This is a genomic window from Veillonella magna DSM 19857, assembly GCF_000428745.1.
GTDB classification, from domain to species: Bacteria; Bacillota; Negativicutes; order Veillonellales; family Veillonellaceae; genus Veillonella_A; species Veillonella_A magna.
On sequence record NZ_AUAN01000008.1, the window covers coordinates 25695 to 43718 of the forward strand.

Here is an 18024-nt window from a genome sequence, read left to right on the forward strand (position 1 = left end):
GGATGCTATCCGATAATAGCTGTGTTATGAAAAAGAGCATGCATCACTTAGAAATTAGAACGTATCAGCTTTGGCTAAGTATTCGCGAATACGATTACAAGAAGCAGCAAAGCGCTCCTGTTCATCAGCAGTTAAGTTTAACTCTACAATGAGTTCTACCCCGTCTTTGCCCAGCATTGCCGGTACAGATGCGAAGACATTGTGCTGTCCGTACTCACCGTCCAATAGACAGGACACGGGTAGAATTTTGTGCTCATTATGAAAAATAGCGCGTATGATTTCTACCGCTGAAGAAGCAATGCCGAATTCGGTAGAGCCCTTTCCTTTGAGAACCAGGTAACCGCCATATTTCATAGCTTCAGTCATAGCATCGTGATCAAAAGAAGGAAAGCGTTCCGGCATACTGGTCTGTAAATCGATTAAAGGCTTACCGCCTACAGTCACATGTGACCATGGAACCATAGCACTGCCACCATGCTCTCCCATAGCGAATGCAGTGAGCGAACGACGATTTACTTGCAACGTTTCGGATAATAAGCGTTGAAGTCGAGCCGAATCCAAGGCAGTACCGGAAGAGATAATTTTATGCTTTGGATAATTAAGTACACGTTGTATATAAGCAGCTACGACATCAGCCGGATTAGAAATGCTGAGAATACATCCGTTGAAGCCGGATGCTTTTACTCGCGGAAGGACATCTTTCAGAATAGCTACTGTATCGCCAAGGGATTCCAGTCTATCCTTATTGGGATCGGGCAATGGTCCGGCAGAGATTACGAGAATATCACATGTACCGATGTCTTCGATATCACAGGCTTTGGCTTCTACGTGGTGCGGCAGATAACTGACGGCATCGTTTACATCGGTGGCTTGCGACAGCGCTTTTTCTTTATCAATATCCGACATGTAGAGTTCATCAACCTCACCTTGTGTAGCAAGTGCAAAGGCTACGTGAGAACCTACATGGCCGGTTCCTATAATAGCTACTTTTCGTGTTTGAACAGACATATATACCTCCTTGGTTATGATAATGAGTAAGATAACTGCTTTAAGCTATCCTATAGGGGACTGTTGAATCTGTACGCACAACATGTATGGTTGCGCACTAATAATACACTCATTATATACTATTGAAGGTAGGATTTCTATGCTATAATGAGACTGACATTTAACGGAGTGAGGTGGCCGGCATGGCACAAAAAAAACGAATCACGGCACCAGGCGCCCAAAGTCGCAGAAAGCAACGACAGGTTATACGTTACACGACGGTAGGCGCAGTTATTGTAGCTGTTATCTTTTTTTGTATCCTTATTGTACAAGGGTATGAAATGATGCAGATTTATCAAGAGCAACAACATGTACAGCAACAGCTAGAGCAATTGCAGCAACGCAACAAGGAGTTGGAAGCGGAGAAGGCAAAGCTGAGCGATCCTAAATATATTGAAAGCGTGGCTCGTGACGAATTGGGCTTAGTACGTCCCGGTGAGGTACCCTATATAAAATAAATTGACATATTGACAAGGTTTTTCGCGCCCCCTTATAATTATCGTATGTGTATAAGTATATATGACACATACGTAATTTTAACTAATTTGGGAGGGCATCGTTTAGCATGGCCATTGAAGTCGGTAGTGTTCTTGAAGGCACGGTAACGGGTATTACAAAATTTGGTGCGTTTGTAGATTTAGGTAACAAGCAAACAGGATTAGTTCATATTTCGGAAGTTGCCAATGAATATGTAGAAGATATTCATGATTTCCTTAAAGAACAGGATAAAGTAAAGGTTAAGGTTCTCGGCGTAGACGAAAAGGGCAAGGTTAGTTTATCAATTAAACAAACGCAGCCGAAGCCGGAAAAGGCAGAACGTTCGGGTAAGCGTGAATTCAAAGAGCATAAGGAATTCCACGGTCGTCGTAATGGGGATGGCGGTAAGGGAAGCTTTGAAGGTCATCACAGAGGATCCTTTGAGCGAAAAGCACATAGCAATTTATCGTTTGAAGATAAAATGAGCCGTTTTCTTAAGGACAGCGAAGAACGGTTAACAGATTTAAAACGTAATACAGAATCAAAACGCGGCGGTCGAGGCGGTCGCAGAGATTAAATCTTAAAGATGATGCGAACAGCTCGCATCATCTTTTTTCATCTACAGCACATAACAGTGTGTGGAAAGGAGTTATTATGAAAGCAGCGATTATCGATCTTGGGTCAAATTCATTTCGCTTATTATTGGGAACATATATTGATGGACAGTGGCATAATGAACCAAAACGATTGTGGACAACGCGATTAGGGAAACGCGATGCCAACGGTTATCTTACGGAAGAAGCAATACAAAAAGGCTTGGACGCTTTGCGGGACATCAAGGAAGCGGTACAGGCATATGGTGCTGAGAAGGTTAGCGGATTGGCAACAAGTGCTGTTCGTGAAGCGCCGAACGGAGAAGACTTTATGAAAGATGCCGTAAAGGTATGTCCCATGGAAGGTCGAATTTTAACCGGCGAAGAGGAAGCCTATTATGGTTTTCGTGGAGCCGTCGGTGACTATTTAGGGGATGAAAAACATTACGCTTTGATTGATGTTGGCGGCGGTAGTACAGAACTTGCGTTAGGTGATATTCATGAGGTGTATTGGCGGCGGTCGTATCCGGTGGGGGCAGTGCGCCTACAAGCAATAGCTGAGGAAGGACCTCAAGCTGTGTGGGAAGAAACACGCTTCCTGTGGGACCCTATGCCTATTGCCGGCCCTTTTGGAGAATATATTGGAATTGGCGGTACGATTACGACCTTGGCAGCGATTCATCTAAAGTTAAATGCATACAACCCGATGAAGGTACAAGGGCATCGTCTTACGCGAGAAGCAATCGAAGGCATGGTTATGGAGCTACGGTATATGACAGCAGAAGAGCGAAGCCATGTTCCCGGATTACCGGCGGGACGTGCGGATATTATCGTAGCCGGTGCAGAGATTGTTACATCGTTCATGGATGCTTACGACATTGGTTATTTAGTCGTCAGCGATCGCGACGGCATGGAAGGAATGCAAGCAGAATTGGTGGCGAACAAACATGTCTGAAAGAGCCGCTTTCGAGAAACGGGTAGCAGCCTATGTGAAGCGGCATGGCCGGTTGAATCCGCAAGCGGACATTTTGGTGGCTTGCTCGGGAGGACCTGATTCGGTGGCATTACTGTATTGGCTGGCATGGTGGCAAGCCAGTGAATCCAGCGGTCGAGGTCGCTTGGCGGTAGCTGTCGTCGATCATTCGTTGCGTCCGGAAAGTGTAGAGGAAGTAGCACTGGTGCAGGCACATGCCGATCATTTACATATACCCTGCTATACGATGCGTTTTGATGCAAAAGAGGCAGCAAAAGCAAGTGGACAATCCATTGAAACGGTAAGTCGTGAACGACGCTATGCATTTCTTTATGAGACAGCACACATTCATGGGTACACATATATAGCGACGGCACATCATCGTGATGATCAAGCGGAAAGTATTTTGGCGCATATCCTGCGTGGCAGCGGCACTAAAGGCTTGCAGGGAATGAAGGTATTGGACGGAGAATTGTGGCGTCCTTTCTTAGGTGTGACAAAGAAAGAAATCGCGACTTATGTGGCTGATAAACAACTGACGGTTGCCCATGATAAAACCAATGAATTACCCATGTATGCCAGAAATCGTTTGAGATTGGAGATCATACCGATGCTCAAACAAATAAATCCGGCTGTAACAGAGGCATTGGTGAGACTAGGCGAAGCCGCAGCCATGGATGAAGATTTTCTAAGGGCTGAGGTAGCGCGGCGTGCAACTAAGCTGGAACGGGTAGTGGAAAATGGTATTCAGGTGAATCGACAAGCGTTTCTTAAAGAATCGGCTGCGGTTCGTTATCGTTTGTGGCGCCGTTGGTTTTGGATGATTGCATCGCAGATACCTTCAGCAGCACACGCGGAGATAGTGGAGCGCATGGCACATAACGGCGGGGATAAACAATTTTCCGTGGGTCAGGTGAAGGTTAGCGTACAATATGATATAATACAAGTCGAACGACTTATTGCCAATCACGCAAAAGATGCACAAACGAAGTTGCATCGTACTGTGTGTATTGAGACCGTAGAATGCGTTACGGGGAATGGTGCTGCCTTAATGGAGCATTGCCGGACCAATACATTATTTATGGTGCCGGCAGTAATGGCTCTGGACGGCGTAGAAGTGAGAACGCGCCGAGCCGGTGATCGTATTTATATAGTGGATGCTACCGGTCAATGCAGAGGTCGGAAGAAATTAAAGGACTGGTGCATTGACAGAAAAATTCCACGGCAAGAGCGTGATACGATTATGTTCTTGGCGGCTAAGGATAGTAATACTGTATTTGGCCCGGCTACGGCAGATAGGCCCGTTTGTATACGGAGCGAAAGTGAAGCGACCTATATTATAGGCGCCTTCAAGGAGGTAGAATCATGTTAGACGTAGTGAAAGAAGTATTGATTTCTGAAGAAGAATTAAAACAACGCGTAGCGGAATTAGGAAAGCAAATTTCGGAAGATTACCGTGGTGAGGATGTTGTATTGGTATGTGTCTTGAAAGGAGCCGTTATGTTTTTCTCCGATTTAGCACGCCATATAACAGGCAATGTAACGCTTGATTTTATTTCTTGCTCCAGCTATGGAAGCAGTACGGTTAGCAGCGGTGTTGTCCGAATTTTGAAAGATTTGGATCGACCGGTGGAAGGAAAGAATGTTGTTGTCGTAGAAGATATCGTTGATACGGGAACAACGTTGCATTACTTACTTAAGAATTTAAAATCACGTAATGCGAAGAGCGTGCGCTTGGCAGCATTGCTTAATAAACCGGATCGCCGTAAAGTAGATGTACACGTGGATTACCAAGGGTTTGTAATTCCGGACTACTTTGTAGTAGGCTACGGTCTTGACTATGATGAAAAATATCGCCAGTTACCTTATGTCGGTGTCTTGAAAGAAGAAGTATATCAATAAGCGCGTGTAGACCGAGATGACTGTAATGGGCGAAGATATATTGTGTGCAAGATAAAAATGTGATACTATATTATCTAGGTGTATATTCGTACACTTAGATAATGAAATAACAGTAATAAGAATATTGAAAGGGGTAATAGATTGAGTCGATTTGTAAAGAACATGTTGCTATACTTGCTTATTATCGTAGCGGCAGTAACGGTTATTGATTCTTTCTCAGGCTCTAATACAGCGAAGTCGGAAATGAGTTATACCAGCTTCCTGCAACAGGTCTCGCAAAAGAAGGTTGAAAGTGTAACGATAACGGATAACCATGCGATTGTAGGTAAGATTAAGAATGGACCGGATTTCACTACGTATGCGCCGACGGATGCTAATCTGATTCCGCAATTGGTGCAGAATGGTGTGGAAGTAACGGCAAAACCGCCGGAACAGCCGGCGTGGTGGATGAGCATGCTCACTTCCATATTACCGATTATATTGTTAATCGGGGTATGGTTCTTCATTATGCAGCAAACCCAAGGTGGGGGCGGACGCGTAATGAACTTTGGCAAGAGTCGCGCCAAGATGCAGGGTGAAGGCAAGGTAAATGTTACCTTTAAAGACGTAGCCGGTGCAGATGAAGCAAAACAAGAGTTGGAAGAAGTTGTTGAATTTTTGCGCAATCCCGGTAAGTTTAATGCTATCGGAGCGAAAATTCCTAAAGGGGTTTTGCTTTTTGGACCTCCGGGTACCGGTAAAACCTTATTGGCCCGTGCCGTAGCCGGTGAAGCAGGCGTACCGTTTTTTAGTATCAGTGGGTCTGACTTCGTAGAAATGTTTGTCGGTGTAGGTGCTTCGCGTGTACGTGATTTGTTTAATCAAGCAAAGAAGAATGCGCCTTGCATTATCTTTATCGACGAAATTGATGCGGTAGGGCGTCAACGTGGTGCTGGCCTTGGCGGGGGACATGATGAACGTGAACAAACGTTGAATCAGTTGCTCGTAGAAATGGATGGTTTTGGTGCTAACGAAGGAATTATTACGATTGCGGCTACTAACCGACCGGATATTCTTGATCCGGCATTGCTCCGTCCGGGACGCTTTGACCGTCAGGTCACCGTAGATAAACCGGACTTACGCGGACGAGAAGCGATTTTGAAGGTGCATGCACGTAATAAACCGTTAGCCGATGATGTGGACTTGAAGGTAATTGCGAAGAAAACACCGGGCTTTACGGGAGCCGATTTAAGCAACTTGCTTAATGAAGCAGCCTTATTGGCAGCACGCCAGAACAAGAAAACAGTGACGATGGACGATCTGGAAGAAGCCAGTGAAAAGGTAAGTTATGGTCCGGAACGTCGCAGTCATATTGTAAGCGAAAAAGAACGTCGTTTGACGGCGTACCACGAATCGGGTCATGCTATTGTGGCGCATTTGTTGCCTGATGCAGATCCGGTACATAAGGTAACGATTATTCCGCGCGGTCGTGCCGGCGGCTATACCATGATGTTGCCGACGGAAGAACAAAACTACATGACGAAGTCGCAGTTGTTAGCGCGAATTCGTGTAGCGTTGGGCGGTCGCTGTGCAGAGGCCTTGGTATTGAAGGAAATCAGTAGCGGAGCCTCCGGTGATTTGCAGCAAGTAACAAATATTGTTCGCCATATGATTACCCGTCTCGGCATGAGTGATGAGCTCGGACCGATGGTTTTCGGCGAACATCAGGAACAAGTATTCCTCGGACGTAGCTTGGGTCATGAACGCAACTATGGCGAAGCGGTAGCCGAAAAGATAGATGCAGAAATGCATGCTATTGTTGCCGATGCCTATAATGATGTTATGCAGATGCTCGCTGAAAACATCGATTTCTTGCATAATATGGCCAATGCGTTGCTGGAAGAAGAAACCATTGATCACAAACAGATTGAAAATCTTTATAAGTACGGTTCTGTCCATGCACCGGAAGAAGAAAGCAAGGACGAAACAAAATCAGCATTGGAAGCGGCCGGTATCATTGTGCCGGATTCCATTCCGGCGGAACCGTCTGCTACGAATGACGAACCCAAGGCATAATGCGTTGGCATAGTGTTGAATAGAGTTAATACTAAAAAGGAAGGCTATAAAAGGCCTTCCTTTTTTATGCTTTCGCACTTGCTTTTTAACGACGCGACCTGTACAATCGTAATGTAAACTTTGGTGCTAATGAAGGAGGACTAAGATACCATGAGGGATGAGATTTTAGAATTCTTGCGGAAAAACAAGGGCAGCTTTACGTCGGGACAGAGTATGTCCGAGGCTTGTCAAGTGTCGCGTACAGCGGTGTGGAAGCATATCGAGGTGTTGCGTAGCAAGGGGTATAAAATAGAGTCCTTTACTAAGCGTGGGTATCGTTTATTGGAAGAACCGGACTTGGTGAGTCCTCTGGAAATGGAAGATATATTAACTACTGAAACGTTTGGACGAACCTATGAATATATTGAACGGACAGAGTCTACGAATCGGGAAGCACGTCGGTTGGCGGAGGAAGGAACTCCGGAGGGAACCGTGGTTATTACCGAGGAACAGGTAGCCGGACGGGGACGTTTGAATCGCGGTTGGTTTTCGCCATACGCAAAGGGGCTGTGGTTTAGCGTTGTGTTACGCCCAACCTTTCCGCCTATTGAAGCACCAAAGTGCACATTGATGGCAGCAGTGGCCTTGATCAAGGCTTTTCGTGAATTGGGACTGACGACGGCAGGGATTAAATGGCCGAATGATATTATGGTTCATGGACGTAAGCTGGTAGGAATCCTGACGGAAATGAGTGGTTCCATGGAAGCCATCGATTATATCGTGATGGGCATAGGTATTAATATAAGTTCACAATTAAAGGATTTCCCGGAAGAGTTACAATCGATAGGCACATCTTTTGCAGTGGAAGGTGTGCAGGTAGATAGACGGCATGCGTTAGATGTGATATTGCGCTGTTTGGAAACGCAGTATAAAAAGGTATGCACCGAAGGCTTTGACAGCACATTAGAGGAATGGAAACTATATAGTATTACCCTTAATAAGGATGTAACGGTAAAAGCACCGGGAGAAGATTATATTGGCCACGCTGTTGATTTAGATCGGGACGGAAACTTAATTGTAGAACGTGCAGATAATGGCCAAGTTGAACGCGTAGTAGCCGGCGATGTGTCGATTCGACCGGTATAAGAGTAATTTAGGAGGGCAAGTATGCTACTGGTGATTGATGTAGGCAATACGAATATTGTATTAGGTGTGTATGATAAGAAGAAGTTAATTGGTCATTGGCGAATCTCTACGGATAGAGTGCGCACGACGGATGAATACGGCGTGCTTATCATGAACTTATTCTTCCATGATCGCAAGGTAAATGTAAGCGATATTGATTCAATCATTATTTCTTCGGTTGTACCGCCCATGATGCCTACCCTGGAACGTGTTTGCCTACGCTATTTTAATGTGGCTCCGATTATTGTCGGTCCGGGAACTAAAACCGGTATGGCTATTAAATACGATAACCCGCGAGAAGTAGGGGCAGACCGTATTGTCAATGCAGTAGCAGCTTACGAAAAATATGGTGGGCCGTTAATCGTTATCGACTTTGGTACGGCTACCACGTATTGTGCGATCTTGGAAAACGGCGATTATATCGGAGGCGCTATCGCACCGGGAATTCAAATTTCCGCGGAAGCATTATTTCAACGAGCCGCTAAATTGCCGCGTATTGAGGTAAGAAATCCGGGGCAGGTGATTTGCCGAACCACGGTAAGTTCGATGCAATCCGGGGTACTTTTCGGTTATGTAGGTCAAGTAGAGGGTATCGTAGCCCGCATGAAAGCGGAGTTGCCTGAAGGGGTAAAAGTCATCGCTACCGGTGGCTTGGCGCATTTAATTAATGCGGAAACAAATGTAATTGATCATATTGAACCGATGTTAACTCTGGAGGGATTACGATTACTCTATGAAAAAAATAAATAATGATACTTGGTATATCGGCGATGTTGCCATTACCGGGCGTGCTGTATTGGCACCTATGGCCGGAGTCAGTGATATAGCATATCGACTACTGGCAAAGGAATATGGGGCTGCGTTAGTGTGCACGGAAATGGTAAGTGCCATGGGCATTAAGTATGAGAATGAACATACGAAGGATTTGTTGTTTATGGAAGCCGCGGAGCATCCGGTATCGATGCAGATTTTTGGTTCTGATCCGCAAGCCATCGGGTTGGCGGCAAAGACTGTGGAACGAGCCGGTGCAGATATTGTAGATATCAATATGGGCTGTCCGGTAAAAAAAATTGTTTCATCCGGCGACGGATCGGCGTTAATGAAGACACCTGATTTGGCCGTGCGCGTAGCAGAGAGTGCGGTAAAGGCGGTAACGATTCCCGTTACGGTTAAATTGAGACTGGGATGGGATGAGGCACATAAAAATGTCGTTGATATGGCTAAGCGCATGGAATCGGTGGGAGTTGCGGCTATTGCTGTGCATGGGCGCACCCGCGAGCAAATGTATAGCGGCAGTGCGGATTGGAGTTATATTAAGGCGGTGAAGGAAGCTGTGTCGGTTCCGGTGCTAGGGAACGGCGATGTGGTCGATCCTCTTTCCGCGAAGGCTATGCTGGAAGAAACCGGTTGTGATGCGGTACTGGTAGGACGCGGTGCGCAGGGAAATCCATGGATTTTTAATCGCATTAATCATTATTTAGCAACCGGTGAAATCATACAGGAGCCGTCGGCTGATGAGAAACTGACTATGTTGCTACGCCATTTCCATCTTCTGTGCCACTATAAAGGTGAAAGCTTGGCGGCTCGTGAAATCAGAACACATGCAGGTTGGTATATAAAAGGTCTGCCGGAAGCAGCGAAGTGGCGCAATCGCATTAATATGGTGCATACCGCAGAAAGCTTTGAAACGGCTATTGGCGAATATCGTCGGGATATAACGAAAAATTGACAGTCAAAGACAAAGACGGTATAATATTACCTGCAAATTACATGAAAATATGTGATTATAGAGCAAAGGTGTCATGGTATTGACACTTTTTCTTTATAACCGGATAAATTAAAGGAGAAGTACCATGGCAGAAGTTAAAGAAACACTGTTAACTGCTGAAGGCTTAGAAAAGCTTAAGCAGGAATTGGAACATTTTAAATCCGTTCGTCGTATGGAAGTAGCCGAACGTTTGAAGGCAGCTATCGCTTTAGGTGATATCAGCGAAAACTCCGAATACGATGATGCTAAAAATGAACAAGCCTTTATCGAAGGTCATATCATTGACTTGGAAAATAAAATTAATACGGCTAAGATTATTGATGAAACTACACGCCGTAATACAGTGCAGGTAGGTAGTAAGGTACGCTTGCTCGATAAGGCATACAATGAAGAAGTTGAATATGTAATTGTCGGTTCCTCCGAAGCCGATCCGTTTAACAGCCGTATTTCTAACGAATCTCCGGTCGGCAGTGCTATCATCGGTAGCAAAAAAGGTGATGAAGTAGAAGTAAGCACGCCGGATGGTCCGGTTATCTTTGAAGTATTGGAAATCAGCTAATCAGTTGGTGAGACACAGACGAGGAGGCACTGTAATGAGCGATACTAAACAAGCTTCTGCTCAGGAGCAGCTTAAGGATTTAAACGATCAGATGTTGATTCGCCGCAACAAGCTGGCACAGTATGAAGAAGACGGTATTTATCCGTTCGGTCAGCGCTTTGTTGTACAGCAGCATGCAAAGGATATTAAGGATAATTTCCGCGATTTTGAAGATCAGCCGGTTACCGTAGCCGGTCGTCTTATGACGATTCGTTCGCATGGTAAAACGGCATTCGCTAACATCCGCGATTTATCCGGAGATATCCAGGTATATTTCCGCAAGGACATTCTTGGCGAAGACGAATACAAGCATGTGAAGATGCTTGATATGGGGGATATTGTCGGTATTGAAGGTCATGTCTTCCGCACTCATATGGGAGAAATCACGGTTAAGGTAGAAAAATTAACACTCCTTTCTAAATCTCTCCGTCCGTTACCGGAAAAGTGGCATGGTCTCAAAGATACCGAATTGCGTTATCGTCAGCGTTATGTTGACCTTATCGTGAACCCGGATGTACGCGATACATTTGTAAAACGTACGAAAATTGTGGCTAAGATTCGCGAATATTTGAACAGTCATAAATTCATGGAAGTAGAAACGCCGATGATGCATGCTATTCCGGGTGGTGCAGCGGCTCGTCCGTTTATTACGCATCACAATGCTTTGGATATTGACATCTATATGCGTATCTCTCCGGAATTATATTTGAAACGCCTTATCGTAGGTGGTTTGGAACGCGTTTATGAAATTAACCGTTCCTTCCGTAACGAAGGTATTGATAATCGTCATAACCCTGAATTCACTATGATGGAATCGTACCAGGCGTATGGTAACTTTGAAGATGCCATTGCGTTGACGGAAAATATCGTAGCGTATTGTGCTAAAGAAGTATTAGGTACTACAACGATTAATTATCAGGGTACGGAAATCGATTTAACGCCGCCATGGAATCGCATTACGATGCAGGAAGGCATTAAGAAATATACCGGTGAAGATTTTGATGCTGTAGAAACCATTGAACAGGCGAGAGCCATTGCGGATCGCTTGAATGTAGAATACACACCGAATGACGGTATCGGCAAAATTATTAATCTTTGCTTCGAAGATTATGTAGAAGAAAACTTGATTCAGCCGACTATCGTATATGGTCATCCGCTGGAAATTTCCCCGTTGGCTAAACAGAATCGCGAAAAGCCGTTAACAACGGAACGCTTTGAAGCATTCATTTATGGTCGCGAGTTAGCTAATGGCTATTCGGAATTGAATGACCCGATCGATCAGAAACAACGTTTTGAAAATCAGTTGAAGGAACGCGAAGCCGGCGATGATGAAGCACATCGTATGGACGAAGACTTCGTAGCTGCTTTGGAATATGGCTTGCCGCCAACAGCCGGTCTCGGTATCGGTATTGATCGTCTCGTTATGTTCCTTACCGATTCGGCATCGATCCGTGATGTATTGCTCTTCCCGTTGATGAAACCGGAAACGGATGCATCGACGGAAACTACCGAAGACGCAGAAACAAACGAAAAAGAATAAGTAACAATAGGGAGCTGTCGTGTTAGTTGGCACGGCGGCTCTTTTTGTAGAAAAAAATTGATAACTGTGGTATGATAAGGTGTAAATAAATAAAAGGCTATGTAGATAGCTACACGGCAGCTAAGATTAGAAGATGAGGGGTTACGTATATGTTAGATTTACGATTTGTACGAGACAATCTCGACGCGGTAAAACAAAACCTTGAAAATCGTCATAATACAGGCGATTTAGACAGCTTTGCAAAATTATATGATGAACGCAAAGAGTTGATTCAGGCCGTTGAACAGTTAAAGGCGCAGCGCAATACGGTGACAGCCGAAATCAGTCGTTTAAAACGCAATAAGGAAAATGCGGATGCGCAAATCGCGGAAATGAAAAAAGTCGGCGATGAAATTGACGCATTGGATGCAAAGGTAAAGGAAACGGAAGCGGCTCTTGATAAAATTGCTTACATGCTGCCGAATATGTGCGATGCATCTGTACCGGTAGGGGCAGATGAAAACGATAATGTGGAAAATCGTCGCTGGGGAACACCCCGTGAATTTGATTTTCCAATTCAAGCGCATTGGGATTTAGGCGAAAGCTTGGATATCCTCGATTGGGAACGTGCTGCTAAGGAAAGCGGCGCGCGCTTCACTTTTTATAAGGGTGTAGGTGCTCGTTTGGAACGTGCGTTAATTAATTTTATGATTGATTTGCATGTGGATAAACAAGGCTATACAGAAATGATGACGCCGTACATGGTGACTCGTCAGACCTTAACAAATACGGGACAATTACCGAAGTTTGCGGAAGACATGTATAAGCTGGAAGGACTTGATTACTTCTTGATTCCGACAGCGGAAGTTACGTTGACTAATTTCCATAGCGGCGAAATCCTGAGCATAGAAGACTTACCGAAATACTATACTGCATTCACTGCTTGCTTCCGTGCGGAAGCAGGATCGGCCGGTCGAGATACACGCGGTTTGATTCGTCAGCATCAGTTCAATAAGGTTGAAATGGTTAAATTTGTTACACCGGAAACTTCCTATGATGAATTGGAAAAGCTAACGGATAATGCCGAAGAAGTGCTTCGCTTGTTAGAATTACCGCATCGCGTTATTACACTTTGCACCGGTGATATCGGTTTTGGTTCGGCTAAGACCTATGATGTGGAAGTATGGATGCCGGCCCAAAATTGTTACCGTGAAATCTCGTCGTGCTCTAACATGACAGACTTCCAGGCACGACGTGCAAATATCAAATTCCGCCGTGAAGCAAAAGCAAAACCGGAATTTGTACATACGTTGAATGGCTCCGGTCTTGCCGTAGGTCGTACGGTAGCTGCTATTTTGGAAAACAATCAAGAAGCCGACGGATCGGTACGCATTCCAAAAGTATTGCAACCGTATATGGGCGGTTTAGAAGTTATTAAAAAATAAAGATGTTGCAGCAAATAGTAAAGTTGCAATAAATAAAGAAATTGTAAGACATAGAGAAGTTAAAAAATAAAGAGGTGACAGTATGAAGATTTTTATCGACACCGCTAATTTTGATGAAATCAAGGCAGCCTATGAAATGGGCTTTGTTGCCGGTGTTACTACGAACCCTTCTCTCATCGTTAAAGAAAAACGTGATTTGAAGGAAGTCATCAAGCAGATTGCTGCTCTCGTAGACGGCCCTGTAAGTGCCGAAGTGATTGCTACGACAGCGCCGGAAATGATTAAAGAAGCCCATGAATTAGTAAAATTGGGTGACAATGTTGTCATTAAAGTACCGATGACGCCGGAAGGCTTGAAGGCAGTAGCGGTATTGGCCAAAGAAGGCATTAAAACAAATGTAACTTTGATTTTCTCTGCTAATCAGGCGTTGTTGGCGGCTCGTGCCGGTGCTACGTTTGTAAGCCCCTTCGTAGGTCGTATTGATGATATCAGTATGGACGGAATTACTTTAATCGAAGATATTGCAGAAATTTTCATGGTACATGATATTAAGACTGAAATCATTGCAGCCAGCGTACGTACTCCGATGCACATGACGCAGTGTGCTAAGGCAGGTGCGCATATCGCTACGGTACCTTACAAGGTACTTATGGCATCCATGAAACATCCGTTGACGGATGCCGGCTTGGCACGATTCCTAGCCGATTGGGAAGCGGCTAATAAATAAGCTGTTTCATAGTTACAATAGCCGAATCACCCGAATAACGGGCGTTGATAAGGAGGAACAACAGTGGATCGAACATTAGCATTAGAATTTGTACGAGTAACGGAAGCCGCCGCATTGCGCAGTGGTCGTTTAATGGGTCGCGGACTTAAGGATGATGCGGATCAGTTAGCAGTTGACGCTATGCGCCAAACCTTTGACACAGTGCCTATTTCCGGTACGGTCGTTATCGGAGAAGGTGAAATTGACGAAGCGCCGATGTTGTATATTGGTGAACATGTAGGTGCCGGCGGAGAAGCGGTAGATATTGCGGTAGATCCGATCGAAGGTACGAATCTGATTGCTAAAGGGCAAAATGGTGCTATTGCCGTATTGGCCATTGCGCCTAAAGGCGGTCTTCTGCATGCTCCCGATATGTACATGCAAAAGCTGTGTGTAGGTCCTAGAGCAAAAGGTGTTATTGATCTTAATGCCAGCGTAACGGAAAACCTGCGCCGTGTAGCAGAAAAAATGGAACGTGGTATTGATGACTTAACGGTTGTTATGCTCGATCGTGAACGTCATCAGGATATTATGAAGGAATGCCGTGAAGCAGGTGCCCGCATTCGCCTCATTACCGACGGCGATGTGAATCCGGCTATGGAATGTGGTCTTGAAGGATCCGGGATTCACATGGTTATCGGTACCGGCGGTGCACCGGAAGGTGTATTGGCAGCTGCTGCTTTGAAATGTACCGGTGGCGACATGCAGGCTCGCTTGTTGCCGGAAACAGACGAAGAAGTACGTCGTTGTCATGCCATGGGCATTACGGACTTGAACAAAGTATTGACCATTGATGATTTAGTACATGGCGAAGATGTTATTTTCGCAGCTACGGCTATTACGGAAGGCAATATCTTGTCCGGCATTAAATACTTTGCCGGCGGTGCTCGTACGGAATCCGTAGTTATGCGTTATCGCACCGGTACGGTTCGCTTTGTTGATACCATTCATCGGTTGGATCGTAAATTGAAATCTATGAAGGCACGCTAATTTGCAATAGCGATTGATGTAAATCCCTAAAAGGTCTGCTACCTGACATGCATTGTAGACTCACCTGTAAGGAGAGTGACAAGGCAACCGGTAGTCAGGCCTTTTTGCGATTATAGGCGGGGAATGGGGAAGCGACTTTGCTAAAATTGGCAAAGCCCCCTTGCTAGTAACGGGCCTTTAATAGTATACTAAGGAATGAGAATTTATGATGACATTAGCAGCTACGATTCCTGTTAACGTAGCGTTATGGGAGGAATATTGTTGGAAAAGCTTGTTATTCACGGTGGCAAGCCGTTGAACGGACGTATACGTGTCAGCAGTGCTAAAAATGCGGTGTTGCCTATTATTGCAGCAACGATGCTGGCTTCGACACCCAGTCGTTTATTAGAGGTTCCCCACTTAGAGGATGTGCATACGATTTGTGAAGTCATTTCATCCTTAGGTGTGAAGGTAACCGTTGATGATAAGAAACAAGAAATTATATTTGATGCGGCTACGCTGACAGCTACGGAAGCGCCGTATGAATTGGTACGACGCATGCGTGCGTCCTTTTTAGTGATGGGACCGTTATTGGCTCGTTGCGGTGAAGCGCGTATTTCCTTGCCCGGCGGCTGTGCTATCGGAAGCCGTCCGATTGATTTACATTTGAAAGCTTTCGAAGCGTTGGGGGCTACCATTGAAATGGGCGATGGCTATGTACATGCAAAGGCACCTAATGGATTAAAGGGCAATCAAATCTATTTGGATTTTCCCAGTGTAGGCGCTACGGAAAATGTAATCATGGCTGCCTCCATGGCCGAAGGCAAAACAGTGATTGAAAATGCGGCGGAAGAACCGGAAATTGTTGATTTGGTAACCTACCTTAACAGTATGGGGGCAAACATTCGCGGAGCCGGTACAAATATTATCCGCATTCAAGGCGTGCCTGAATTAAAAGGTGCGGTGCATACGGTGATTCCGGATCGCATTGAAGCCGGTACGTATTTAATTGCAGCAGCGATGGCCGGCGGTGACGTATATGTGGAAAATGCGTTGTCGGAACATTTAAAACCGGTGGTGGCTAAACTGAAAGAAGCCGGTGTGACGGTAGAAGAACACATTGACGGTATTCGTGTTATCAGTGACGGCACCTTGAAGGCCGCGGACATAAAAACATTGCCGTATCCGGGATTTCCGACAGATATGCAGGCGCAGTTTATGGCGTTGACGACCATTGCCGAAGGAACGAGTACGGTTATGGAAACGGTATTTGAAAATCGCTTTATGCACGTAGATGAACTCAAGAAGATGGGTGCACAGATTCGCATTGAAGATCGTCGAGCCATTGTGGATGGTATAAAACGACTTCACGGAGCCGAAGTGCGAGCTACAGACCTCAGAGCCGGTGCGGCACTGGTGTGTGCAGGCTTGGCAGCAGATGGTGAAACGAAGGTAACACAGTTGTCCCATATCGATCGCGGCTATGACGATTTGGTGGGAAAATTAAAAAGGTTAGGTGCTGATATTGTTCGGGTGGACGAATAAGAAAAAGCAGAAGCAAAAACAGAAACCTACAGCGGCGAGTGTACAGCAACGAAGAGAAGAACGACGAAAAAAACAAACGAAACCTATTTCCGATACATCGGTGAAACAACGACCGTTGCGGGAGCGTCGTTCGCCATCGTTCTTCGAACGGTTAGCTTTGATGACGGCCTATGATATTGGCATAGATTTGGGAACGGCCAATGTTTTGGTTTACGTGAAGGGCAAGGGCATCGTACTTGATGAGCCCAGTTACGTGGCGCGTAACACCAAGACGCATGAAGTGGTAGCCGTAGGCGAAGAAGCCCGCATTATGCTGGGGCGTACTCCCGAGGATATTGAGGTTATCCGCCCGTTGCAGGATGGTGTTATCGCCGACTACGATACAACGGAATTTATGTTGCGCTATTATATTAAAAGTATTTTACCGGCATCGATGCTGTTTAGACCGCGCATTGTTGTTTGCGTGCCGTCGGGCATTACACCGGTTGAAAAGCGTGCCGTCTTGGAGGCAGCTCTGCAGGCCGGTGCCCGTAAAACGGTACTTATAGAAGAACCGCTGGCAGCTGCCCTCGGTACGGGACTGGATAAAGCAAAATCACAAGGCGCCATGGTGGTAGATGTCGGTGGCGGTACAACGGATATTGCCGTGTTGTGCAGTACCGGTGTGGTTCTCAGTGAATCGCTGCGCGTAGGCGGTGATTTGTTTGATGCAGCCATCGTTAATCACTTGCGTCGACGCAGCAAACTATTAATCGGAACGGTGACAGCGGAAGAACTGAAAATTCAGATCGGTACCGTGGATCGCAAAGCACAGGGAAGCGAAACTCTAGTGCGCGGACGTGATACGGTTACCGGTTTGCCGAAGGCTGTCATGGTTACGTCCAAGGATGTGCAGCGTGCCTTAGAACGACCGGTACGAAAAATTATCGAAGGCATTAAGGACATGCTGGAAAAAACACCACCGGAATTAGTGGCGGAAATTATCGACCACGGAATTATTTTAACCGGCGGTGGAGCGATGATAAACGGTCTTGATCGTTTGATCACCCGCGTTACCGGTATAGCTGCCTACTTAGTAGATAACCCAAGATATTCTGTTATCCTTGGAACGGGACGAGCCCTTCGCGAAATGGGGCATTTGCAGGATACGCTGGAAGAGTTACAATAATATCCGTAAGCCCTCGGCATGTGTATCTAACATGT

At 45.6% G+C, this 18024-nt stretch carries 17 protein-coding genes; 16 read left to right on the forward strand and 1 reads right to left on the reverse strand.

Annotated elements, in window-relative coordinates; genetic code table 11:
* Window positions 1–54 precede the first annotated feature (54 nt).
* Window positions 55–1008: an L-lactate dehydrogenase gene (locus G344_RS0103565; protein WP_028254996.1), complete on the reverse strand. Its 954-nt coding sequence runs from the start codon at window positions 1006–1008 to the stop codon at window positions 55–57.
* Window positions 1009–1190: 182 nt separating this feature from the next.
* Between G344_RS0103565 and ftsL the strand changes: the two genes are divergently transcribed.
* From ftsL to mreB, 16 genes are all read left to right on the forward strand, one after another.
* On the forward strand, window positions 1191–1505 hold the full coding sequence (ftsL, locus tag G344_RS0103570; protein ID WP_051245724.1) for a cell division protein FtsL: 315 nt from the start codon (window positions 1191–1193) through the stop codon (window positions 1503–1505).
* Between the two features lie 107 nt (window positions 1506–1612).
* Window positions 1613–2101 carry a S1 domain-containing RNA-binding protein gene (locus tag G344_RS0103575; RefSeq protein WP_028254998.1) on the forward strand — a complete coding sequence of 163 codons (489 nt, stop codon included), beginning with the start codon at window positions 1613–1615 and terminating at the stop codon, window positions 2099–2101.
* A gap of 77 nt (window positions 2102–2178) precedes the next feature.
* On the forward strand, window positions 2179–3072 hold the full coding sequence (locus G344_RS0103580) for a Ppx/GppA phosphatase family protein (protein ID WP_028254999.1): 894 nt from the start codon (window positions 2179–2181) through the stop codon (window positions 3070–3072).
* A complete protein-coding gene (gene tilS / locus G344_RS11420) occupies window positions 3065–4462 on the forward strand; it encodes a tRNA lysidine(34) synthetase TilS (protein WP_051245726.1) in 1398 nt (465 codons plus the stop codon). Before G344_RS0103580 ends, tilS begins: the two co-directional genes overlap by 8 nt.
* Window positions 4456–4992, forward strand: coding sequence for a hypoxanthine phosphoribosyltransferase (hpt, locus tag G344_RS0103590; protein ID WP_028255000.1), 537 nt, complete (start codon window positions 4456–4458; stop codon window positions 4990–4992). Before tilS ends, hpt begins: the two co-directional genes overlap by 7 nt.
* Before the next feature lie 141 nt (window positions 4993–5133).
* A complete protein-coding gene (gene ftsH / locus G344_RS0103595; protein ID WP_028255001.1) occupies window positions 5134–7047 on the forward strand; it encodes an ATP-dependent zinc metalloprotease FtsH in 1914 nt (637 codons plus the stop codon).
* A gap of 150 nt (window positions 7048–7197) precedes the next feature.
* Complete coding sequence (locus G344_RS0103600) at window positions 7198–8172, forward strand: biotin--[acetyl-CoA-carboxylase] ligase (protein WP_028255002.1); 975 nt, start codon at window positions 7198–7200, stop codon at window positions 8170–8172.
* Window positions 8173–8193: 21 nt separating this feature from the next.
* A complete protein-coding gene (locus G344_RS0103605; protein WP_028255003.1) occupies window positions 8194–8961 on the forward strand; it encodes a type III pantothenate kinase in 768 nt (255 codons plus the stop codon).
* Window positions 8945–9940, forward strand: coding sequence for a tRNA dihydrouridine synthase DusB (dusB, locus tag G344_RS0103610; RefSeq protein ID WP_038154880.1), 996 nt, complete (start codon window positions 8945–8947; stop codon window positions 9938–9940). Before G344_RS0103605 ends, dusB begins: the two co-directional genes overlap by 17 nt.
* A gap of 124 nt (window positions 9941–10064) precedes the next feature.
* Entirely contained in the window at window positions 10065–10538 is a 474-nt protein-coding gene (gene greA / locus G344_RS0103615) for a transcription elongation factor GreA (protein ID WP_028255005.1), read from the forward strand.
* A 34-nt stretch (window positions 10539–10572) separates the two neighbouring features.
* On the forward strand, window positions 10573–12117 hold the full coding sequence (gene lysS, locus G344_RS0103620) for a lysine--tRNA ligase (protein ID WP_028255006.1): 1545 nt from the start codon (window positions 10573–10575) through the stop codon (window positions 12115–12117).
* Between the two features lie 149 nt (window positions 12118–12266).
* Window positions 12267–13541, forward strand: coding sequence for a serine--tRNA ligase (serS, locus tag G344_RS0103625; protein WP_028255007.1), 1275 nt, complete (start codon window positions 12267–12269; stop codon window positions 13539–13541).
* An 82-nt stretch (window positions 13542–13623) separates the two neighbouring features.
* Window positions 13624–14268, forward strand: a complete 645-nt coding sequence (fsa, locus tag G344_RS0103630) for a fructose-6-phosphate aldolase (RefSeq protein ID WP_028255008.1) — start codon at window positions 13624–13626, stop codon at window positions 14266–14268.
* A 63-nt stretch (window positions 14269–14331) separates the two neighbouring features.
* Window positions 14332–15297 (forward strand): class II fructose-bisphosphatase, encoded by a 966-nt coding sequence (glpX, locus tag G344_RS0103635; RefSeq protein ID WP_028255009.1) that lies wholly within the window; start codon window positions 14332–14334, stop codon window positions 15295–15297.
* Between the two features lie 261 nt (window positions 15298–15558).
* Window positions 15559–16821: a UDP-N-acetylglucosamine 1-carboxyvinyltransferase gene (gene murA, locus G344_RS0103640; RefSeq protein ID WP_028255010.1), complete on the forward strand. Its 1263-nt coding sequence runs from the start codon at window positions 15559–15561 to the stop codon at window positions 16819–16821.
* Complete coding sequence (mreB, locus tag G344_RS0103645; protein WP_275114265.1) at window positions 16802–17989, forward strand: rod shape-determining protein; 1188 nt, start codon at window positions 16802–16804, stop codon at window positions 17987–17989. The genes murA and mreB overlap by 20 nt, the downstream gene beginning before the upstream one ends.
* Window positions 17990–18024 lie beyond the last annotated feature (35 nt).